The sequence below is a fragment of the Pseudomonas sp. HS6 genome, from assembly GCF_023375815.1.
Classification (GTDB): Bacteria; Pseudomonadota; Gammaproteobacteria; order Pseudomonadales; family Pseudomonadaceae; genus Aquipseudomonas.
Genome location: NZ_CP067412.1, coordinates 720,028 through 740,997, shown reverse-complemented (window position 1 = coordinate 740,997; position 20,970 = coordinate 720,028). Strand labels below are relative to the sequence as shown.

Annotated in this window: 18 protein-coding genes and 2 tRNA genes; 19 read left to right on the top strand and 1 reads right to left on the bottom strand. The window is 58.6% G+C overall.

Annotated elements, in window-relative coordinates; all coding sequences use genetic code 11:
* Positions 1-288: 288 nt before the first annotated feature.
* From dnaJ to JJN09_RS03510, 6 genes are all read left to right on the top strand, one after another.
* Positions 289-1,413 (top strand): molecular chaperone DnaJ, encoded by a 1,125-nt coding sequence (gene dnaJ / locus JJN09_RS03535; protein ID WP_249485688.1) that lies wholly within the window; start codon positions 289-291, stop codon positions 1,411-1,413.
* 9 nt (positions 1,414-1,422) lie between these two features.
* Positions 1,423-2,229, top strand: coding sequence for a 4-hydroxy-tetrahydrodipicolinate reductase (dapB, locus tag JJN09_RS03530; RefSeq protein WP_085729543.1), 807 nt, complete (start codon positions 1,423-1,425; stop codon positions 2,227-2,229).
* 257 nt (positions 2,230-2,486) lie between these two features.
* Positions 2,487-3,623, top strand: coding sequence for a glutamine-hydrolyzing carbamoyl-phosphate synthase small subunit (gene carA, locus JJN09_RS03525; RefSeq protein WP_064593337.1), 1,137 nt, complete (start codon positions 2,487-2,489; stop codon positions 3,621-3,623).
* A gap of 126 nt (positions 3,624-3,749) precedes the next feature.
* Positions 3,750-6,971 carry a carbamoyl-phosphate synthase large subunit gene (gene carB, locus JJN09_RS03520; RefSeq protein ID WP_249485686.1) on the top strand — a complete coding sequence of 1,074 codons (3,222 nt, stop codon included), beginning with the start codon at positions 3,750-3,752 and terminating at the stop codon, positions 6,969-6,971.
* 2 nt (positions 6,972-6,973) lie between these two features.
* On the top strand, positions 6,974-7,450 hold the full coding sequence (gene greA, locus JJN09_RS03515; protein WP_096819323.1) for a transcription elongation factor GreA: 477 nt from the start codon (positions 6,974-6,976) through the stop codon (positions 7,448-7,450).
* A 28-nt stretch (positions 7,451-7,478) separates the two neighbouring features.
* A complete protein-coding gene (locus JJN09_RS03510; protein ID WP_192559750.1) occupies positions 7,479-7,883 on the top strand; it encodes an MFS transporter in 405 nt (134 codons plus the stop codon).
* Positions 7,884-7,892: 9 nt separating this feature from the next.
* Here JJN09_RS03510 and JJN09_RS03505 read toward each other — a convergent pair whose 3' ends face one another.
* Positions 7,893-8,201 carry a YhbY family RNA-binding protein gene (locus JJN09_RS03505; RefSeq protein WP_011332401.1) on the bottom strand — a complete coding sequence of 103 codons (309 nt, stop codon included), beginning with the start codon at positions 8,199-8,201 and terminating at the stop codon, positions 7,893-7,895.
* Between the two features lie 101 nt (positions 8,202-8,302).
* Between JJN09_RS03505 and rlmE the strand changes: the two genes are divergently transcribed.
* From rlmE to truB, 13 genes are all read left to right on the top strand, one after another.
* Positions 8,303-8,932 (top strand): 23S rRNA (uridine(2552)-2'-O)-methyltransferase RlmE, encoded by a 630-nt coding sequence (rlmE, locus tag JJN09_RS03500; protein ID WP_102619397.1) that lies wholly within the window; start codon positions 8,303-8,305, stop codon positions 8,930-8,932.
* 202 nt (positions 8,933-9,134) lie between these two features.
* A complete protein-coding gene (gene ftsH, locus JJN09_RS03495; RefSeq protein ID WP_249485683.1) occupies positions 9,135-11,045 on the top strand; it encodes an ATP-dependent zinc metalloprotease FtsH in 1,911 nt (636 codons plus the stop codon).
* An 8-nt stretch (positions 11,046-11,053) separates the two neighbouring features.
* Positions 11,054-11,905 (top strand): dihydropteroate synthase, encoded by an 852-nt coding sequence (gene folP, locus JJN09_RS03490; protein WP_192559751.1) that lies wholly within the window; start codon positions 11,054-11,056, stop codon positions 11,903-11,905.
* 16 nt (positions 11,906-11,921) lie between these two features.
* Positions 11,922-13,259 carry a phosphoglucosamine mutase gene (gene glmM / locus JJN09_RS03485; RefSeq protein ID WP_249485682.1) on the top strand — a complete coding sequence of 446 codons (1,338 nt, stop codon included), beginning with the start codon at positions 11,922-11,924 and terminating at the stop codon, positions 13,257-13,259.
* A 65-nt stretch (positions 13,260-13,324) separates the two neighbouring features.
* On the top strand, positions 13,325-14,080 hold the full coding sequence (tpiA, locus tag JJN09_RS03480) for a triose-phosphate isomerase (protein WP_249485678.1): 756 nt from the start codon (positions 13,325-13,327) through the stop codon (positions 14,078-14,080).
* Between the two features lie 4 nt (positions 14,081-14,084).
* Positions 14,085-14,468, top strand: coding sequence for a preprotein translocase subunit SecG (secG, locus tag JJN09_RS03475; protein WP_011332406.1), 384 nt, complete (start codon positions 14,085-14,087; stop codon positions 14,466-14,468).
* A gap of 22 nt (positions 14,469-14,490) precedes the next feature.
* Positions 14,491-14,576 (top strand) — tRNA-Leu (locus JJN09_RS03470).
* A 97-nt stretch (positions 14,577-14,673) separates the two neighbouring features.
* A tRNA-Met gene (locus JJN09_RS03465) sits at positions 14,674-14,750 on the top strand.
* A 138-nt stretch (positions 14,751-14,888) separates the two neighbouring features.
* Entirely contained in the window at positions 14,889-15,347 is a 459-nt protein-coding gene (gene rimP, locus JJN09_RS03460; protein WP_039769696.1) for a ribosome maturation factor RimP, read from the top strand.
* A 47-nt stretch (positions 15,348-15,394) separates the two neighbouring features.
* Positions 15,395-16,876 carry a transcription termination factor NusA gene (gene nusA / locus JJN09_RS03455; protein ID WP_249485677.1) on the top strand — a complete coding sequence of 494 codons (1,482 nt, stop codon included), beginning with the start codon at positions 15,395-15,397 and terminating at the stop codon, positions 16,874-16,876.
* Between the two features lie 27 nt (positions 16,877-16,903).
* Complete coding sequence (gene infB, locus JJN09_RS03450; protein ID WP_249485675.1) at positions 16,904-19,423, top strand: translation initiation factor IF-2; 2,520 nt, start codon at positions 16,904-16,906, stop codon at positions 19,421-19,423.
* 159 nt (positions 19,424-19,582) lie between these two features.
* Complete coding sequence (gene rbfA, locus JJN09_RS03445; RefSeq protein WP_096818842.1) at positions 19,583-19,984, top strand: 30S ribosome-binding factor RbfA; 402 nt, start codon at positions 19,583-19,585, stop codon at positions 19,982-19,984.
* Positions 19,985-19,988: 4 nt separating this feature from the next.
* Positions 19,989-20,906 (top strand): tRNA pseudouridine(55) synthase TruB, encoded by a 918-nt coding sequence (gene truB / locus JJN09_RS03440; protein ID WP_249485674.1) that lies wholly within the window; start codon positions 19,989-19,991, stop codon positions 20,904-20,906.
* Positions 20,907-20,970: the final 64 nt, after the last annotated feature.

Here is a 20,970-nt window from a genome sequence, read left to right as displayed (position 1 = left end):
TCGGCCGGTTGACTGCCTTTGGGCACTGACTGGTAGGATGTCGCCGCGCGGGAGCTTGCTCCCGCGTTGGCGTATCTGGAATACGCGAATTTTTACAGCATGCGACAAGCTTTGCGTGTTGGTGGCATGGTCGGAAATGCTCCTGCTTTTCGAGCCGAAAGTGCCGCATGAATCAAAGACCAGGATCGTTGAATTGACGTGAGTTGGGTCCGGGCCTGTATTGGGGCTCAACGAGTTTGGCGAAGCTCAGGAGGGGTTTGCCGAACGTCCTTAAGAGTGCAAAGACTTATGGCAAAGCGTGACTATTACGAAGTGTTGGGTGTTGAGCGTGGCTCGAGCGACGCAGACCTGAAGAAGGCCTATCGCCGTCTGGCGATGAAGCATCACCCGGACCGTAATCCCGATGACAAAGCGTCGGAAGAACTGTTCAAAGAGGCCAACGAGGCCTACGAAGTATTGTCCGATTCCAGCAAGCGTGCGGCGTACGATCAGTACGGCCATGCCGGCGTCGACCCGAGCATGGGTGGCGGCGGCGCCGGTTTCGGCGGTCAGAACTTCTCCGACATTTTCGGTGATGTCTTCAGTGACTTCTTCGGTGGCGGTCGCGGCGGTTCCCGTGGCGGCGCCCAGCGTGGCAGCGACTTGCGCTACACCCTGGAGCTGAACCTGGAAGAAGCGGTGCGCGGTACGACCGTGAATATCCGTGTTCCGACGCTGGTGAACTGCAAACCATGCGATGGTTCGGGCGCCAAGAAAGGTTCGTCGCCATCGACGTGCCCGACGTGCGGCGGCATCGGCCAGGTGCGCATGCAGCAAGGTTTCTTCTCCGTACAGCAGACCTGCCCGCGCTGCCATGGCCAGGGCAAGATCATTTCCGACCCGTGCGACTCCTGCCACGGTGACGGTCGCGTCGAAGAGTACAAAACCCTCTCCGTCAAAGTGCCAGCCGGTGTTGATACCGGTGATCGCATTCGTCTGTCCGGCGAAGGCGAGGCGGGTACCCAGGGTGGGCCGACTGGCGACCTGTACGTTGTGATCAACGTGCGTGAGCACGCGATCTTCCAGCGTGACGGCAAGCATCTGTTTTGCGAAGTGCCGATCAGCTTTGTCGATGCGGCGCTGGGTGGAGAGCTGGAAATCCCGACCCTCGACGGTCGCGTCAAACTGAAAATCCCTGAAGGGACTCAGACCGGCAAGCAGTTCCGCGTACGCGGTAAGGGCGTGGCGCCGGTACGTGGTGGCGGTGCGGGTGATCTGATGTGCCGTGTGGCGGTCGAGACTCCGGTCAACCTGAATCGTCGTCAGCGTGAATTGCTCGAAGAGTTCCGCAGCTCTCTGGCGGACGACAACAGCCACTCGCCAAAAACCACCGGTTGGTTCGATGGCGTGAAGCGCTTCTTCGGTGATCTGTAAGGAGTCGGCATGCGACGTATAGCTGTAATGGGTGCCGCCGGGCGCATGGGCAAGATTCTGGTCGAGGCCGTGCAGCAGCGCGCGCCGCTGACCGGTTTGACGGCTGCCATTGTCCGTCCTGGCAGCACGCTGATCGGAGTGGATGCCGGTGAGCTGGCCTCGCTTGGGCGAATCGGCGTGCCGTTGTCCGGGAATCTGGAATCGGTAGCGGAGGAGTTCGATGTGTTGATCGACTTCACCCTGCCGGAAGTCATGCTGAAAAATCTGGCGTTCTGCCGCAAGGCCGGCAAGGCCATGGTAATCGGCACCACCGGTCTGGATGCTGCCCAGAAACAGTTGCTGGCCGAGGCGGGCAAGGATATTCCGATCGTGTTTGCTGCCAACTTCAGTGTTGGCGTCAACCTGTCGCTGAAACTGCTCGACATGGCGGCGCGGGTGCTGGGTGATGACGCAGACATTGAAATCATCGAAGCTCATCACCGTCACAAGATCGATGCGCCATCAGGCACCGCCCTGCGCATGGGCGAGGTGATCGCCAGTGCGCTGGATCGTGATCTGCAGAAGGTTGCGGTCTATGGTCGTGAAGGTCACACCGGTGTGCGTGAGCGTGAAACCATTGGTTTCGCCACCGTGCGCGGCGGTGATGTCGTGGGCGATCACACGGTGCTGTTCGCCTGTGAAGGCGAGCGTCTGGAGATCACCCATAAGGCTTCGAGCCGCATGACGTTCGCCAAGGGTGCTGTGCGTGCTGCGCTGTGGCTGGATGCTCGCGAGCCCGGTCTTTATGACATGCAGGACGTGCTCGACTTGCGTTGAGCCTTGTTTGAACCCGGCGCAAACGCCCTGTTTGTGCCGGTTTTACTCCGCCCGGCGACGCCCTGTCGCATTCTGCGGCCTTTCAGGCTCATTGGCGGTAGACCAAAAATCCCTTTTTCTGTAAGCTACAGCTTTAGTGTGTCCACTAAAAGCGCGCAGAATAATTCAGTGAAGAAGCGGGGTGACGTGTCCATACGTCACTCCGCTTTTTTACAACCTGCGATTGCCCTTTCATGCGTTATTTACGGGAGGTCTTCTTGACTAAGCCAGCCATACTCGCCCTTGCTGATGGCAGCATTTTTCGCGGCGAAGCCATTGGAGCCGACGGTCAGACCGTTGGTGAGGTGGTGTTCAACACCGCAATGACCGGCTATCAGGAAATCCTTACCGATCCTTCCTACGCCCAACAGATCGTTACCCTGACTTACCCGCACATCGGCAACACCGGCACCACGCCGGAAGACGCCGAGTCCGACCGCGTCTGGTCCGCTGGCCTGGTCATCCGTGACCTGCCGCTGGTAGCGAGCAACTGGCGTAACACGATGTCCCTGTCCGACTACCTGAAAGCCAACAATGTTGTGGCAATCGCCGGTATCGACACCCGCCGTCTGACCCGCATCCTGCGTGAAAAAGGCGCTCAGAACGGCTGCATCATGGCCGGCGACAACATCTCCGAAGAAGCCGCCATTGCCGCTGCGCAAGGCTTCCCGGGCCTGAAGGGCATGGACCTGGCGAAAGTCGTCAGCACCAAGACCCAATACGAATGGCGCTCCACTGTCTGGGATCTGAAAACCGACAGCCACGCGACCATCGAAGCCTCCGAGCTGCCTTACCACGTGGTTGCCTACGACTACGGCGTCAAGGTCAACATCCTGCGCATGCTGGTCGAGCGCGGCTGCCGCGTCACCGTGGTACCGGCGCAAACCCCGGCTGCCGATGTGCTGGCCCTGAAGCCGGACGGCGTGTTCCTGTCCAACGGCCCTGGTGATCCGGAGCCTTGCGACTACGCGATCAAGGCGATCAAGGAAGTGCTGGAAACCGAAATTCCGGTCTTCGGCATCTGCCTCGGTCATCAACTGCTGGCTCTGGCTTCCGGCGCCAAGACCCTGAAAATGGGCCACGGCCACCACGGTGCCAACCACCCGGTACAGGATCTGGACACTGGCGTCGTGATGATCACCAGCCAGAACCACGGCTTTGCGGTTGACGAAGCGACCCTGCCAGCCAACGTCCGCGCGATCCACAAATCGCTGTTCGACGGCACCCTGCAAGGCATCGAGCGCACCGACAAGAGCGCGTTCAGCTTCCAGGGGCACCCTGAAGCGAGCCCGGGCCCGAATGATGTGGCGCCACTGTTTGACCGCTTCATCAACGAGATGGCCAAGCGACGCTAAGCGCTCGCCTTGAGACTGTAGCGAGAAGCCCCTCGAGGGCGGCCCCGAAGCCGGCGGCCCCCTCGGGACTTCAGAAATCGATCAAGACGGCTTGCCGACTGACCTGCGGATTTGAGTGACAAACCCATGCCAAAACGTACAGACATTAAAAGCATCCTGATTCTCGGCGCTGGCCCGATCGTTATCGGCCAGGCCTGCGAATTCGACTACTCCGGCGCCCAGGCTTGCAAAGCCCTGCGCGAAGAGGGTTACCGCGTCATCCTGGTGAACTCCAACCCGGCCACCATCATGACCGACCCGGACATGGCCGACGCCACCTACATCGAGCCGATCAAGTGGCAGACCGTTGCCAAGATCATCGAAAAAGAGCGTCCGGATGCGGTGCTGCCAACCATGGGCGGTCAGACTGCTCTGAACTGCGCACTGGACCTGGAGCGCGAAGGCGTTCTGGAGAAATTCGGCGTGGAAATGATCGGCGCCAACGCCGACACCATCGATAAGGCTGAAGACCGTTCGCGTTTCGACAAGGCGATGAAGTCCATCGGTCTGGCGTGCCCGCGTTCCGGTATCGCCCACAGCATGGACGAAGCCTATGCGGTGCTTGAAACCCTGGGCTTCCCGTGCATTATCCGTCCGTCCTTCACCATGGGTGGCACCGGCGGCGGCATCGCCTACAACCGTGAAGAGTTCGAAGAAATTTGTTCCCGTGGTCTGGACCTTTCGCCGACCAAGGAACTGCTGATCGACGAATCGCTGATCGGCTGGAAAGAATATGAAATGGAAGTTGTCCGTGACAAAAAGGACAACTGCATCATCGTCTGCTCGATCGAAAACTTCGACCCGATGGGCGTGCACACCGGTGACTCGATCACCGTGGCTCCGGCCCAGACCCTGACCGACAAGGAATACCAGATCCTGCGTAACGCCTCGCTGGCGGTACTGCGCGAGATCGGCGTCGAGACCGGCGGTTCCAACGTTCAGTTCGGCATCTGCCCGGACACCGGCCGCATGGTCGTGATCGAAATGAACCCGCGTGTATCGCGTTCCTCGGCCCTGGCTTCGAAAGCCACCGGTTTCCCGATCGCCAAGGTTGCGGCCAAACTGGCGGTCGGCTACACCCTCGACGAGCTGTCGAACGACATCACCGGCGGCAAGACTCCGGCGTCCTTCGAACCGTCCATCGACTACGTCGTGACCAAGCTGCCGCGCTTCGCCTTCGAGAAGTTCGCCAACGCTGACGCACGCCTGACCACTCAAATGAAGTCGGTAGGCGAAGTCATGGCCATCGGCCGTACCTTCCAGGAATCCCTGCAGAAAGCCCTGCGCGGTCTGGAAGTGGGCGTTTGCGGTCTGGACGAGAAAGTCGATCTGAGCAACCCGGAAAGCATGAGCGTGCTCAAGCGCGAGCTGACCGTACCGGGCGCCGAGCGTATCTGGTACGTGGCGGACGCTTTCCGCGCCGGCATGACCGTCGAAGAAATCTTCGGCATGAACATGATCGACCCGTGGTTCCTGGTACAGATCGAAGATCTGATCAAGGACGAAGAGAAGGTCAAGACCCTCGGTCTGTCCGCTATCGACCGCGACCTGATGTTCAAGCTCAAGCGCAAAGGTTTCTCCGATCAGCGTCTGGCCAAGCTGCTGGGCGTCACCGAGAAGAACCTGCGCACTCACCGTCAAAAGCTGGAAGTGTTCCCGGTCTACAAGCGCGTCGACACCTGCGCCGCCGAGTTCGCCACCGACACCGCGTACCTGTACTCGACTTACGAGGAAGAGTGCGAAGCCGCGCCGTCCGGTCGCGACAAGATCATGATTCTGGGTGGTGGTCCGAACCGTATCGGCCAGGGCATCGAGTTTGACTACTGCTGCGTACACGCTGCCCTCGCCCTGCGCGAAGACGGCTACGAAACCATCATGGTCAACTGCAACCCGGAAACCGTTTCCACTGACTACGACACTTCCGACCGTCTGTACTTCGAGCCGGTGACCCTGGAAGACGTGCTGGAAATCTGCCGTGTCGAGAAGCCGAAAGGCGTGATCGTCCAGTACGGCGGCCAGACTCCTCTGAAACTGGCTCGCGCCCTTGAAGCGGCCGGCGTACCGATCATCGGCACCAGCCCTGACGCCATCGACCGTGCCGAAGACCGTGAGCGTTTCCAGCAAATGGTTGAGCGCTTGAACCTGCGTCAGCCGCCAAACGCTACCGTGCGTAGCGAAGACGAAGCCGTTCGCGCTGCCGCGAAGATCGGTTACCCGCTGGTGGTGCGTCCGTCCTACGTGCTGGGCGGCCGGGCGATGGAAATCGTCTACAAGGAAGAAGAGCTCAAGCGTTACCTGCGTGATGCGGTGCAAGTGTCGAACGACAGCCCGGTGCTGCTCGACCACTTCCTCAACTGCGCCATCGAGATGGACGTGGATGCGGTCTGCGACGGCAAGGATGTAGTGATCGGCGCGATCATGCAGCACATCGAACAGGCGGGCGTTCACTCCGGTGACTCCGCATGCTCGCTGCCGCCGTACTCGCTGCCGGCGCACATCCAGGACGAGATGCGCGAACAGGTCAAGAAAATGGCCCTGGAACTGGGCGTGGTCGGCCTGATGAACGTTCAGTTGGCGCTGCAAGGCGAAGACATCTACGTCATCGAAGTCAACCCGCGTGCTTCCCGTACCGTGCCGTTCGTATCGAAGTGCATCGGTGTTTCCCTGGCGATGATTGCTGCCCGCGTAATGGCCGGCAAAACTCTGAAGGAAATTGGCTTCACCAAGGAAATCATCCCGAACTTCTACAGTGTGAAAGAGGCGGTGTTCCCGTTCGCCAAATTCCCTGGCGTTGACCCGATCCTCGGTCCAGAGATGAAGTCCACCGGTGAAGTGATGGGCGTCGGCGACACCTTCGGCGAAGCCTTTGCCAAAGCCCAGATGGGCGCCAGCGAAGTGCTGCCGACCGGCGGTACCGCATTCATCAGCGTGCGTGATGACGACAAGCCGCTGGTTGCAGGCGTGGCCCGTGATCTGATCAACTTGGGCTTCGAAGTGGTCGCCACTGCCGGCACTGCCAAGCTGATTGAAGCCGCAGGTCTGAAAGTGCGTCGCGTGAACAAGGTGACCGAGGGGCGTCCGCACGTGGTCGACATGATCAAGAATGACGAAGTCACCCTGATCATCAACACCACCGAAGGTCGTCAGTCGATCGCCGACTCTTATTCCATTCGCCGCAACGCCCTGCAGCACAAGATTTACTGCACCACCACCATTGCTGCTGGCGAAGCCATCTGCGAAGCGCTGAAGTTCGGTCCCGAGAAGACCGTACGCCGCTTGCAGGATCTACACGCAGGATTGAAGGCATGAGCATAACCAAGTACCCGATGACTGTTCAGGGCGCTCGCGCCCTGGAAGAAGAACATACTCACCTGACCAAGGTCGTTCGTCCGAAGCTCAGCCAGGACATCGGTACGGCCCGCGAGTTGGGTGACTTGAAGGAAAACGCTGAATACCATGCTGCCCGCGAACAGCAGGGCATGGTCGAGGCGCGCATTCGTGACATCGAAGGCCGGATCCAGAATCAGGTCGTCATTGATGTCACGACCATTCCTCACACGGGCAAAGTGATTTTCGGCACCACCGTTGAAATTGCCAACGTCGAGACTGATGAAAGCGTCACCTACCACATCGTTGGTGAGGACGAAGCAGACTTCAAACTCGGCAAGATTTCGGTCGGTTCGCCTCTGGCCCGTGCCTTGATCGGCAAGGAAGAGGGTGACGTCGTTGCCGTGAAAACGCCTGGTGGCGTTATCGAGTACGAGATTGTCGAAGTCCGTCACATCTGAAACAGGGCGCCTGCTGCATGCGGGCGCCATGCTCTGGCAGCTGACCCAGATGTTGTGGGTCGGCGGGTTATGGCTGGTGCACCTCGGTCTGCGGCCGGTGCTGGGCAAGATTGGCCTGGCGCCGCTGCTGATCGACGAAGTCGCCAGTGCGTTTGAGGTGCCGGTGGTGGGTTTCGCTGCCGCGTGCGTGATTTTTCAGGCTTTGGTGCTGGTACAGGCCGAGGGCCTTGCCAGTCTATGGCGGGATTTTCGCGGGCAAGTGCTGCTGATGGCGTTGTATGCGAGTGCGATGTATATCGCAGTGCGTGTCGGCTGGCCGGATGCGCAGCGCTGGCAGGTGTTCAGCTATCTTGTTCTGGGTTTTTCCGGGCTGGTACTGGTGTTGCAGCCAGTACCGGGATGGAGTGGCAGGGTGCGCGAAGCACACCCTTGACCCTTGCCATCACTTGAAGCGATGGACGTTCGACAGCTGCTTGTTGACGCTGAAGTTCTTGCGGTAAATCAGTGCCATCTTGCCGATGACTTGAACCAGATCGGCCTTGCCGACCTTGCACAGCTCTGCAACGGACGCCAGGCGTGCTTCGCGATCGAGGATGTTGAGCTTGATCTTGATCAGCTCGTGATCCGCCAAGGCGCGTTCGAGTTCGGCTAAAACACCCTCAGTCAAACCGTTGTCAGCCACCGTCAAAACTGGTTTCAGGTGGTGACCGATGGATTTGTACTGTTTCTTCTGCTCTGGAGTGAGCGGCATAATCTGACCCTTTCGTCTGGATTCTGTAAAATGGCGGCCATTTTACCCGAGGGCTCGTGGATCCGCCCAATTAATCACGACCCTAATCAACGAGGTGCCCAATGGCGCGTTCCAAGACAAGCCTTGGTTGGCTGAAACGACATGTCAACGATCCCTATGTGAAACAGGCGCAGAAGGATGGCTACCGCTCGCGTGCGAGTTACAAACTTCTGGAGATCCAGGAGAAATATAAGCTGATCCGTCCGGGCATGAGCGTCGTCGACCTCGGCGCAGCGCCTGGCGGTTGGTCGCAGGTCACTAGCCGGCTGATCGGTGGTCAGGGGCGACTGATCGCCTCGGACATCCTGGAAATGGACAGCATTCCGGACGTGACTTTCATCCAGGGTGACTTCACCGAGGACGCAGTGCTCGCTCAGATCCTTGAGGCCGTGGGTAATTCGCAGGTGGACCTTGTGATTTCCGATATGGCCCCCAATATGAGTGGTACGCCTGAAGTGGATATGCCAAAAGCCATGTTTCTTTGCGAACTGGCGCTTGATCTGGCGGAGCGGATACTCAAGCCAGGTGGCAATTTCGTGATCAAGATTTTTCAGGGCGAAGGGTTTGATGTTTACCTGAAGGATGCTCGTCGGAAATTCGACAAGATCCAGATGATCAAGCCGGACTCTTCCCGTGGCAGCTCCCGTGAGCAATATATGCTGGCTTGGGGCTATCGCGGCCGTAGCGAGTAAAACGAGGTTTTTTGGCGGGGTGATAGGTTTTTCGTATTTCGCCCCGCGCGCATAAGCGAATATTGTGTAGAAAGTGTTTCACAAAGGGTTACAGACGGCGCCTGCCAGAGCTGTAGGTAATGTAGTAAGTTAGGCCGGTGAATATCATGCGAAGCGCGCGCCAGTAGCGGAGCTTGCTTCAGAGGGTAGTTAATTGAACGATATGGCAAAGAATCTGATCCTGTGGTTGATCATCGCGGCTGTCCTGGTGACGGTGATGAACAACTTCTCCAGCCCTAACGAGCCGCAGACCCTCAACTATTCCGACTTCATCCAGCAGGTCAAGGATGGCAAGGTCGAGCGCGTAGCGGTTGATGGCTACGTGATTACCGGCAAGCGCAACGATGGCGACAGCTTCAAGACCATTCGTCCGGCAATTCAGGACAATGGCCTGATCGGCGACCTGGTCGACAACCACGTCGTGGTCGAAGGCAAGCAGCCTGAGCAGCAAAGCATCTGGACCCAGCTTCTGGTGGCCAGCTTCCCGATCCTGGTGATCATCGCGGTGTTCATGTTCTTCATGCGCCAGATGCAGGGCGGTGCGGGCGGCAAGGGCGGGCCGATGAGCTTTGGCAAGAGCAAGGCGCGTCTGCTATCCGAAGATCAGGTGAAAACTACCCTGGCTGACGTTGCTGGTTGCGACGAAGCCAAGGAAGAGGTCGGCGAGCTCGTCGAATTCCTTCGTGATCCGGGCAAGTTCCAGCGCTTGGGCGGCCGCATTCCTCGCGGCGTGTTGATGGTCGGTCCTCCAGGTACCGGTAAAACCTTGCTGGCCAAGGCGATTGCCGGCGAAGCCAAGGTGCCGTTCTTCACCATTTCCGGTTCCGACTTCGTCGAAATGTTCGTCGGTGTCGGTGCCAGCCGTGTTCGCGATATGTTCGAACAGGCCAAGAAACACGCACCTTGCATTATCTTCATCGACGAGATCGACGCCGTTGGTCGCCATCGTGGTGCTGGCATGGGCGGCGGTCACGATGAGCGTGAGCAGACTCTCAACCAGTTGCTGGTCGAGATGGACGGCTTCGAAATGAATGACGGCATCATCGTCATCGCGGCAACCAACCGCCCTGACGTACTGGACCCTGCTTTGCTGCGTCCAGGTCGTTTCGACCGTCAGGTGGTGGTCGGTCTGCCGGATATCCGTGGGCGCGAACAGATCCTCAAAGTGCACATGCGTAAAGTGCCAATGGGTGATGACGTGGCTCCGGCCGTTATCGCTCGTGGTACTCCGGGCTTCTCCGGTGCCGACCTTGCGAACCTGGTCAACGAGGCTTCGCTGTTCGCTGCCCGTGCTGGCAAGCGCATTGTCGAGATGAAGGAATTCGAGCTGGCCAAAGACAAGATCATGATGGGTGCCGAGCGCAAATCCATGGTCATGTCCGAGAAAGAGAAGCAGAACACGGCTTATCACGAAGCTGGCCACGCCATTGTCGGTCGCGTCGTGCCTGAGCATGATCCGGTCTACAAGGTGTCGATCATCCCGCGCGGTCGCGCGCTGGGTGTGACCATGTTCCTGCCGGAAGAAGATCGCTACAGCCTTTCCAAGCGTGCGCTGATCAGTCAGATTTGCTCGCTGTACGGCGGCCGTATTGCTGAAGAAATGACCCTGGGTTTCGATGGTGTGACCACCGGTGCCTCCAACGACATCATGCGTGCCAGCCAGATTGCACGGAACATGGTGACCAAGTGGGGTCTGTCCGAGAAGCTCGGTCCGTTGATGTATGCGGAAGAAGAGGGCGAGGTGTTTCTGGGGCGTGGTGGTGGTGGTCAGAGCGCCAGCTTCTCTGGGGAAACTGCGAAGCTGATCGACTCGGAAGTACGCAGCATCATCGATCAGTGCTACGGCACCGCCAAGCAGATCCTTACGGACAACCGTGACAAGCTCGATGCCATGGCTGATGCCTTGATGAAGTACGAGACGATCGATGCCGAACAGATCGACGACATCATGGCGGGTCGCGCACCACGCGAGCCTCGCGATTGGTCGGGTGGCACCGGTACTGGCACGCCTCCTCCGGTGGTTCAGGATGAGCGTCCGGAAACACCGATTGGCGGTCCGGCTGCTGACGTTTAAGGTTTGAAATGACTTCTGTACAGTCCCTGACCCGGTTGCCTTGCGGCAACCGGGTTCTTGATTTGGCCCGGACGCATGTCATGGGCATTCTCAATGTCACTCCCGATTCCTTCTCCGATGGCGGCCGATACAGCCAGCTTGATGCTGCCTTGCGTCATGCCGAGGCGATGGTGCTGGCCGGTGCGACGCTGATTGATGTCGGCGGAGAGTCAACGCGGCCTGGTGCGCGAGCGGTTTCACCGCTTGAGGAGCTGGAGCGTGTGGCGCCCATTGTGGAGCTGATCAATCGTGAGCTGGATGTGATCATCTCTGTCGATACGTCGACCCCGGCTGTCATGCGGGAAACTGCGCGGTTGGGGGCTGGATTGATCAATGACGTGCGATCGCTGCGGCGTGATGGTGCGCTGGATGCTGCTGCGGCCACGGGGTTGCCGGTCTGTCTGATGCATATGCTGGGTGAGCCCGGTGACATGCAGGACAACCCGCAATATCAGGATGTCACCCGGGAAGTGGGTGAGTTTCTCGCCGAGCGCATGGAGCGATGCGCGTCGGCTGGCATACCTGCGGAGCGGATCATTCTCGATCCGGGCTTCGGTTTCGCCAAAACCTTGCAGCACAATCTAAGCTTGTTCAGGCATATGGATGCCCTTCATGCATTGGGGCGACCTCTGTTGGTCGGCGTCTCGCGAAAAAGCATGATCGGGCAGGCCCTGAATCGCCCGGTGGGCGAGCGCCTGTATGGTGGTTTGGCCCTGGCTGCACTGGCGTCCGTCAAAGGCGCGCGTATATTGCGCGTCCATGATGTGGCAGAAACGGTGGATGTCGTGCGGATGATCGCGGCCGTGGAATCAGCCGAATAAGAATGATGGAGCACTTATGAGCAAGAAATATTTTGGTACCGACGGCATTCGTGGTCGTGTCGGTGAATACCCGATTACTCCGGACTTCATGCTCAAGCTCGGCTGGGCTGCCGGTATGGCATTCCGAAAAATGGGCGCCTGCAAGGTGCTCGTTGGCAAGGACACGCGAATCTCCGGTTATATGTTCGAGTCGGCTCTGGAAGCTGGCCTCACCTCGGCAGGTGCCGACGTGATGCTGCTCGGGCCGATGCCGACGCCTGCTATCGCATACCTGTCGCGCACATTCCAGGCTGAGGCCGGTATCGTGATCAGTGCTTCGCACAATCCTCACGACGATAACGGCATCAAGTTTTTCTCCGGTCGCGGCACCAAGTTGCCGGATGAGCTGGAGCTGATGATCGAAGAGCTGCTCGATACTCCAATGACAGTCGTCGAGTCGAGTAAGATCGGCAAGGTCTCGCGAATCAATGATGCGTCCGGTCGATACATTGAATTCTGCAAGAGTAGCGTGCCGACCAACACCAGTTTTGCCGGTCTCAAGATCGTAATCGACTGCGCGCACGGAGCAACCTACAAGGTCGCGCCGAGCGTCTTTCGTGAGTTGGGCGCCGAGGTTGTGGTGTTGTCTGCCCAGCCCAACGGCCTGAACATCAACGACAACTGTGGCTCGACGCACATGGGGCCGTTGCAGGCGGCGGTGCTTTCCGAGCACGCCGACCTGGGTATCGCTTTCGATGGCGATGGTGACCGGGTGTTGATGGTTGATCACACCGGTGCGGTTGTTGATGGCGATGAGCTGATTTTCATCATCGCGCGCGATCTGCATGAGCGCGGCAAGTTGCAGGGGGGCGTGGTCGGTACGCTGATGAGCAACCTGGGTCTGGAGTTGGCCCTGGCTGATCTGGGTATTCCTTTTGTGCGCGCGAATGTCGGCGACCGTTATGTGATTGCCGAGTTGCTGGAGCGCGATTGGCTGGTAGGGGGCGAGAACTCCGGGCATGTCGTCTGCTTCAACCACACCACGACTGGCGATGCGATCATCGCAGCGTTGCAGGTGTTGATGGCGCTGAAAACCCGCAACGAAGGTCTGGCGCAAACCCGTCAGGCGCTGCGCAAGTGTCCTCAGGTGCTGATCAATGTGCGTTTCGGCGGTGGCGACAGTCCGCTTGATCACCCGGCTGTCAAGGAAGCCAGCAGGCGTGTAACCGAGGCGATGGCGGGGCGTGGGCGTGTGCTTCTGCGCAAGTCCGGGACAGAGCCTCTGGTGCGTGTCATGGTCGAAGGCGAGGATGAAGCACAGGTTCGCAGCTATGCCGAAGAACTGGCAAAACTGGTAACTGAAGTTTCTGCCTGATACGGCTTGCCAGCCATGATTGTGTTGGGTAACATCTGCGCCCACTTTGACCGACGAGGTACAGCATGCGTCGCCCTATGGTAGCTGGTAACTGGAAGATGCACGGTACCCGCGCCAGCGTCGCTGAGCTGATCAACGGCCTTCGTCATCTGGCCTTGCCAAGCGGTGTTGATGTCGCGGTATTCCCGCCTTGTCTGCATATCAATCAAGTGATTGATGGCTTGAAAGGAAAGTCGATTTCGGTCGGCGCGCAGAACTCTGCGGTGGAATCGATGCAAGGTGCATTGACTGGTGAGGTTGCACCGAGTCAGTTGGTGGATGCAGGTTGTTCCCTGGTGCTTGTCGGGCACTCCGAACGCCGTCAGGTCATGGGCGAGCGAGACGGGATGCTGAATCGCAAGTTCGCAGCGGCACAGGCATGTGGCTTGATTCCGGTGTTGTGTGTAGGGGAGACCCTGGAACAGCGCGAAGCTGGAAAAACTCTTGAGGTTGTCGGGCGTCAGCTGGGCAGTATCATAGAGGAGCTGGGCGTCGGTGCTTTTGCCAATGCAGTGATCGCTTACGAGCCGGTCTGGGCCATTGGTACCGGGCTGACTGCAACGCCGCAACAGGCTCAGGATGTGCATAAGGCCATTCGCGAGCAGTTGGCGGCAGAGAATTCTGAAGTCGCACGAGGTGTGCGGCTTCTATACGGCGGCAGCGTGAAGGCGGCCAATGCGGTCGAACTGTTCGGCATGCCGGATATCGATGGGGGGCTCATTGGTGGAGCTTCCCTGAATGCAGATGAGTTCGGTGCGATCTGTCGCGCCGCGGGAAACTGAAAAAATGCTGGAAACAGTCGTAGTCGTTTTTCATCTGCTGGGTGCATTGGGCGTAGTTGCTCTGGTTTTGCTGCAGCAGGGTAAGGGTGCGGACGCTGGCGCGTCTTTCGGAGCAGGTGCTTCAAATACTGTGTTCGGAAGCCAAGGTTCCTCTACCTTTCTTAGTAAGTTTACTGCTATACTTGCCGCCGGTTTCTTCATAACCAGCTTGGGGTTAGGATACTTTGCTAAAGAGAAGGCTCATCAGCTGACTCAGGCAGGTTTGCCAAACCCGGCAGTGTTGGAAGTTCCAAAGCAACAACCGGCTTCTGATGATGTTCCGGTGCTTCAAGAGCAAAAGTCGGCTACTCCAGCGACTGACGTACCTCCAGCTCAAGAGCAGAAGTAAGAAGGGTTTCAAACGTAGTATTGCCGAGGTGGTGGAATTGGTAGACACGCAACCTTGAGGTGGTTGTGCCCATAGGGTGTAGGGGTTCGAGTCCCCTTCTCGGTACCAATTAGTCAGGAGAGCCCGCTGTTGCGGGCTTTCTTGCAGGTGGAAGGTTACATTGACCCTACTGGGGATCGGTCGTATACTTCCGCCCCAGCTTTGTCGCGGGGTGGAGCAGTCTGGTAGCTCGTCGGGCTCATAACCCGAAGGTCGTCGGTTCAAATCCGGCCCCCGCAACCAGTTTAAGGAGCCCCTTTTAAGGGGCTTTTTGTTAGCTGGACACTTTCAACGCCGCTGTTCGACGGCGTTTCAAGGATGGGCGTTTCGCCCATTTTTTTATTTTGCATAGCATGCACATACATGCACGAGGGGGTTCAGGTGTCGAGCAAGCTAGAAGAGTTGCAGGCCTTGCTGGCCCCGGTGGTCGTGGCCCTAGGCTATGAATGCTGGGGTATTGAGTTTTCGGCTCAAGGTCGCCACTCAATGTTGCGCGTTTATATCGATAAGGAAGGCGGCGTACTGGTGGACGATTGCGCCATCGTCAGCCGTCAGATCAGCGGTGTGCTGGATGTTGAAGATCCGATATCCGTTGAATACACCCTTGAAGTTTCCTCGCCAGGCATGGAACGCCCACTGTTCACTCTTGAGCAGTTTGCCAAATATGTCGGTGAACAAGTGAAGATCAAGCTGCGCTCGCCTTTTGAAGGACGACGCAACTTTCAGGGCCTTCTGCGCGGTGTAGAAGAACAGGATGTCGTGGTGCAGGTAGATGACCATGAGTTCCTGTTGCCGATCGATATGATCGACAAGGCCAACATTATTCCCAGTTTTGACTGAGACGCGGATCCCGCGGATCCAATGGCTTGCGAAAGGCGAGGCGTACGATGAGCAAAGAAGTACTGCTGGTTGTTGAGTCGGTATCCAATGAAAAGGGCGTACCGGCAAGCGTAATTTTTGAAGCGCTGGAGCTGGCTCTGGCCACTGCTACCAAAAAGCGTTTTGAAGACGAAGTTGATCTGCGTGTGGAAATCAACCGCCACACCGGTTCTTACGAAACTTTCCGTCGCTGGACGGTCGTTGAAGAGAATGATCTCGATGATCCGGCCATCGAAACCTGGCCGAGCAAGGTTGCTGAAACGCATCCTGGCGCCAAGGTCGGTGACGTCGTCGAAGAAAAGATCGAATCCATCGAATTCGGCCGCATTGCTGCGCAGACCGCCAAGCAGGTCATCGTGCAGAAAGTGCGCGAAGCCGAGCGCGCTCAAGTGGTCGACGCTTATCGCGAGCGCCTGGGAGAAATCATCTCCGGCACCGTGAAAAAAGTGACCCGCGACAACGTGATCGTCGACCTGGGTAATAACGCTGAAGCGTTGCTGGCCCGCGAAGACATCATTTCTCGCGAAACCTTCCGTGTTGGCGTGCGTCTGCGTGCGCTGCTCAAGGAAATCCGCACCGAGAACCGTGGCCCTCAGCTGATCCTGTCGCGTACTGCGCCGGAAATGCTGATCGAGCTGTTCCGTATCGAAGTGCCGGAAATCGCCGAAGGCCTCATCGAAGTCATGGCCGCTTCCCGTGATCCGGGTTCGCGCGCCAAGATCGCTGTCCGCTCCAAGGACAAACGCATCGACCCGCAGGGCGCGTGCATTGGTATGCGCGGTTCGCGCGTCCAGGCCGTGTCGGGCGAGTTGGGTGGCGAGCGTGTCGATATCGTCCTGTGGGACGACAATCCGGCGCAGTTCGTGATCAATGCCATGTCGCCGGCAGAAGTGGCGGCCATCATCGTTGACGAAGATGCCCACGCCATGGACATCGCCGTTGGCGCAGACAATCTGGCTCAGGCCATCGGTCGTGGTGGTCAGAACGTGCGTCTGGCGAGCCAGTTGACTGGCTGGACCCTGAACGTGATGACCGAATCGGACATCCAGGCTAAGCAGCAAGCAGAAACCGGCGACATCCTGCGCAACTTCATCGACGAGCTGGAAGTCGACGAAGATCTGGCACAGGTGCTGGTAGATGAAGGTTTCACCAGCCTGGAAGAGATTGCCTACGTACCGTTGGAAGAAATGCTCAACATCGACGGCTTTGACGAAGATACCGTCAACGAGCTTCGCGCTCGTGCCAAGGATCGTTTGTTGACCAAAGCCATCGCTACTGAGGAAAAGCTGGCAGACGCCCATCCGGCCGAAGACCTGCTCTCGCTTGAGGGTATGGACAAGGATTTGGCGATGGAACTGGCGGTGCGCGGCGTAATTACCCGCGAAGACCTGGCCGAGCAGTCTATTGACGACCTGCTCGACATCGACGGCATTGACGATGATCGTGCCGGCAAGTTGATCATGGCCGCCCGAGCCCACTGGTTCGAGTAATTAGGCGCGGCCTGAGGAGAGAAATGCATGACGCAAGTCACGGTGAAACAACTGGCCGATGAGGTCAAAACACCGGTAGAGCGCCTGTTGCAGCAGATGCGTGAGGCAGGTCTGCCGCACACCGCCGCCGAAGAACATGTGACTGACAGTGAGAAGCAATCCCTGCTGACTCACTTGAAGAGCAGCCACAAGGCGAAAGTGGAAGAACCACGCAAGATCACGCTGCAGCGTAAAACCACCAGCACCCTGCGTGTGGCTGGCAGCAAAAGCATCAGCGTTGAAGTCCGCAAGAAGAAAGTTTTCGTACAGCGTAGCCCGGAAGAAATCGAAGCCGAGCGCAAGCGTGAACTGGATGAGCGTCGCGCAGTAGAAAATGCTGCCCGTCAAAAGGCTGAAGAAGAAGCCCGTGTTCGCGCCGAAGAAGAAGCGCGTCGCCAGCCTGCTGCTGCATCGACCGCCACTTCCGAGCCTGTTGCCGCAACTGCGCCAGCTGCTGAACCTGTGCGCGAAGCTGCACCGGTTGTGGCTGCAGCACCAGCTGCCGACGCTCGCAAGCGCGACGAACAGCGCCGTCCGGACAAACCACGTGCCGACGACAACAGCCGTCGTGGCAGTGGCGATGGCGAGCGCAAAAACGCTCCGCATCGCGCTTCGGTCAAGGAAAAGGCACCGGCTCCACGTGTGGCGCCACGCACTACCGACGAAGAAAGCGATGGCTTCCGTCGCGGCGGTCGCGGCAAGGCCAAGCTGAAGAAACGCAACGCCCACGGTTTCCAGAACCCTACCGGTCCTGTCGTGCGTGATGTGCAGATTGGCGAGACCATCACTGTTGGCGATCTCGCCAATCAGATGTCGGTCAAGGCTGCTGAAATCATCAAGTTCATGTTCAAACTGGGTACTCCAGCGACCATCAACCAGGTGCTTGATCAGGAAACTGCTCAGCTGGTAGCCGAAGAACTGGGCCACAAAGTGACCCTGGTCAGCGACACCGCCCTGGAAGATTCCCTGGCCGAGTCCCTGAAGTTTGAAGGTGAGTCGTTCTCCCGTGCTCCAGTCGTGACCGTAATGGGCCACGTTGACCACGGTAAGACCTCGCTGCTCGACTACATCCGTCGTGCCAAGGTAGCTGCAGGCGAAGCCGGCGGCATCACCCAGCACATCGGTGCATACCACGTTGAAACCGACCGTGGCATGGTGACGTTCCTCGACACCCCGGGTCACGCCGCGTTTACCGCAATGCGTGCCCGTGGTGCCAAGGCGACCGACATCGTGATCCTGGTGGTGGCGGCGGACGACGGCGTGATGCCACAAACCATCGAAGCCGTTCAGCATGCTGTTGCTGCTGGCGTTCCGCTGGTGGTTGCGGTGAACAAGATCGACAAGCCGGGCGCTGATCTCGATCGCATCCGTAGCGAACTCTCGGTTCACGGCGTGACTTCGGAAGAGTGGGGCGGTGATACGCCGTTCGTACCGGTTTCGGCGAAAGTCGGTACTGGCGTGGACGAGCTGCTCGAAGCTGTTCTGCTGCAAGCTGAAGTTCTCGAACTGAAAGCGACCCCGTCGGCTCCTGGCCGTGGTGTCGTGGTTGAATCGCGCCTCGACAAAGGTCGTGGCCCGGTTGCAACCGTTCTGGTTCAAGACGGTACCCTGCGCCAAGGCGACATGGTGCTGGTCGGCTCGAACTATGGCCGCGTGCGCGCCATGCTCGACGAGAACGGCAAGCCGATCAAGGAAGCGGGCCCGGCCATTCCGGTCGAGATCCTCGGCCTGGACGGTACGCCTGATGCTGGCGACGAGATGAGCGTGGTTGCCGACGAGAAGAAAGCCCGTGAAGTGGCTCTGTTCCGTCAAGGCAAGTTCCGCGAAGTCAAACTGGCTCGCGCTCACGCCGGCAAGCTGGAAAACATCTTCGAAAACATGGGTCAGGCAGAGAAGAAGACGCTCAACATCGTCCTCAAATCCGACGTCCGTGGTTCGCTGGAAGCATTGCAGGGCGCTCTGAACGGCCTGGGCAACGACGAAGTGCAAGTGCGCGTGGTCGGTGGCGGTGTCGGTGGTATTACCGAATCCGACGCCAACCTGGCACTGGCTTCCAACGCTGTACTGTTCGGCTTCAACGTGCGTGCCGATGCCGGCGCACGGAAGATCGTCGAGCAGGAAGGTCTGGACATGCGTTACTACAACGTAATCTACGACATCATCGAAGACGTCAAGAAAGCCCTGACCGGTATGCTTGGCAGCGATGTTCGCGAGAACATCCTCGGTGTGGCCGAAGTACGTGACGTGTTCCGTTCGCCTAAGTTCGGCGCTATCGCCGGCTGCATGGTGATCGAGGGTACTGTTCACCGTAACCGTCCGATCCGTGTACTGCGTGAAGACATCGTGATCTTCGAAGGCGAGCTGGAATCCCTGCGCCGCTTCAAGGATGACGCTTCCGAAGTACGTGCCGGCATGGAATGCGGTATCGGCGTGAAGAGCTACAACGACGTCAAAGTCGGTGACAAGATCGAAGTCTTCGAGAAGGTTCAGGTTGCTCGCAGCCTCTGACTCGCGCACTTCAAGGGCCACGTCGGGCCGTCGCATGAACATGCGCGGCACGGCGTCAGGACTCTAAACGCAACGCCCGGTCTGGCTTTTGTCAGGCCGGGCGTTTGCCGCTTTCAGACCTTGCGGGTTTCACCGCTGGGCAGTAACAGGTAACAAATCATGGCAAAAGAATACAGCCGTACCCAACGTATCGGCGATCAGATGCAGCGTGAGCTGGCCCAACTGATCCGTCGTGAAGTCAAAGATCCGCGCGTCGGCCTGGTCACCATTACCGCTGTTGAAGTCAGCCGTGACGTCGGTCACGCGAAGATTTTCATCACCGTGATGGGGCAGGACAACGCTGAAGACATCGCGCAAAGCATTAAGGTGCTCAACGCTGCCGCCGGTTTCCTGCGCATGCAGTTGGCCCGCGAGATGAAGCTGCGCAGCGTGCCGCAATTGCATTTCCACTACGACGAAAGCGTCGTGCGTGGCGCGCACCTGTCGGCCCTGATCGAGCGCGCCGTAGCTGAGGATAATCAGCACGTGGTTGCGGCAGAACCCGAAGACACCAAGGAGTAACTCGGTGGCTCAGGTCAAACGTATCCGTCGTAACGTCAGCGGCATCATCCTGCTCGACAAGCCGCTGGGGTTCACCTCAAACGCCGCGTTGCAGAAGGTTCGCTGGCTGCTCAATGCCGAGAAGGCCGGACACACCGGCAGTCTCGACCCGCTGGCCACCGGCGTGCTGCCGCTGTGCTTTGGCGAGGCGACCAAGTTCTCGCAATACCTGCTCGATTCCGACAAGGGTTACGAAACCCTGGCGCAACTGGGCAAGACCACCACCACGGCAGACGCTGAAGGTGAGGTTTTGCAGGAGCGTCCGGTGACCGTTGGTCAGGCCGACATTGAAGCGGTTCTGCCGACATTTCGCGGTCAAATCAGTCAGATACCGCCGATGTACTCGGCTCTCAAGCGTGATGGGCAGCCGCTGTACAAGCTGGCCCGTGCAGGCGAAGTAGTGGAGCGCGAACCGCGTTCTGTTACTATTGCGCGCTTGGAATTACTGGCCTTCGAAGGCGATACTGCGCGTCTTGCGGTGGATTGCAGCAAGGGCACCTATATTCGTACCCTGGTGGAGGATATCGGTGAGCAACTCGGTTGTGGTGCGTACGTCGCTGAATTGCGCCGTACCCAGGCCGGGCCTTTCACCCTGGCGCAGACCGTGACCCTCGAAGAGCTTGAAGCGGTACATGCCGAAGGCGGCAACGAAGCAGTCGACCGCTTCCTGATGCCATCGGACAGTGGCCTGCTGGATTGGCCACTGCTTCACTTCTCGGAACACAGTGCGTTCTACTGGCTCAACGGCCAACCGGTACGTGCTCCGGATGCTCCGAAGTTCGGCATGGTGCGAGTACAGGATCATAACGGTCGCTTCATCGGTATCGGTGAAGTGAGCGAAGACGGGCGCATCGCGCCGCGTCGACTGATTCGGTCAGAATGACCGAACGAGTGTGGCTGTTAACAGGCACGGTCACTACTCATTTATAGATACAGGGATTTGTCCC

What these genes read in the sequence shown, in the direction of transcription:
- folP (WP_192559751.1), top strand. Translation starts at nt 11,054, where the DNA reads ATGACTTCTGTACAGTCCCTGACCCGGTTGCCTTGCGGCAACCGGGTT.
- infB (WP_249485675.1), top strand. Translation starts at nt 16,904, where the DNA reads ATGACGCAAGTCACGGTGAAACAACTGGCCGATGAGGTCAAAACACCG.
- JJN09_RS03510 (WP_192559750.1), top strand. Translation starts at nt 7,479, where the DNA reads ATGCTCTGGCAGCTGACCCAGATGTTGTGGGTCGGCGGGTTATGGCTG.
- rbfA (WP_096818842.1), top strand. Translation starts at nt 19,583, where the DNA reads ATGGCAAAAGAATACAGCCGTACCCAACGTATCGGCGATCAGATGCAG.
- nusA (WP_249485677.1), top strand. Translation starts at nt 15,395, where the DNA reads ATGAGCAAAGAAGTACTGCTGGTTGTTGAGTCGGTATCCAATGAAAAG.
- glmM (WP_249485682.1), top strand. Translation starts at nt 11,922, where the DNA reads ATGAGCAAGAAATATTTTGGTACCGACGGCATTCGTGGTCGTGTCGGT.
- ftsH (WP_249485683.1), top strand. Translation starts at nt 9,135, where the DNA reads ATGGCAAAGAATCTGATCCTGTGGTTGATCATCGCGGCTGTCCTGGTG.
- secG (WP_011332406.1), top strand. Translation starts at nt 14,085, where the DNA reads ATGCTGGAAACAGTCGTAGTCGTTTTTCATCTGCTGGGTGCATTGGGC.
- JJN09_RS03505 (WP_011332401.1), bottom strand. Translation starts at nt 8,201, where the DNA reads ATGCCGCTCACTCCAGAGCAGAAGAAACAGTACAAATCCATCGGTCAC.
- carB (WP_249485686.1), top strand. Translation starts at nt 3,750, where the DNA reads ATGCCAAAACGTACAGACATTAAAAGCATCCTGATTCTCGGCGCTGGC.
- dnaJ (WP_249485688.1), top strand. Translation starts at nt 289, where the DNA reads ATGGCAAAGCGTGACTATTACGAAGTGTTGGGTGTTGAGCGTGGCTCG.
- tpiA (WP_249485678.1), top strand. Translation starts at nt 13,325, where the DNA reads ATGCGTCGCCCTATGGTAGCTGGTAACTGGAAGATGCACGGTACCCGC.
- dapB (WP_085729543.1), top strand. Translation starts at nt 1,423, where the DNA reads ATGCGACGTATAGCTGTAATGGGTGCCGCCGGGCGCATGGGCAAGATT.
- rlmE (WP_102619397.1), top strand. Translation starts at nt 8,303, where the DNA reads ATGGCGCGTTCCAAGACAAGCCTTGGTTGGCTGAAACGACATGTCAAC.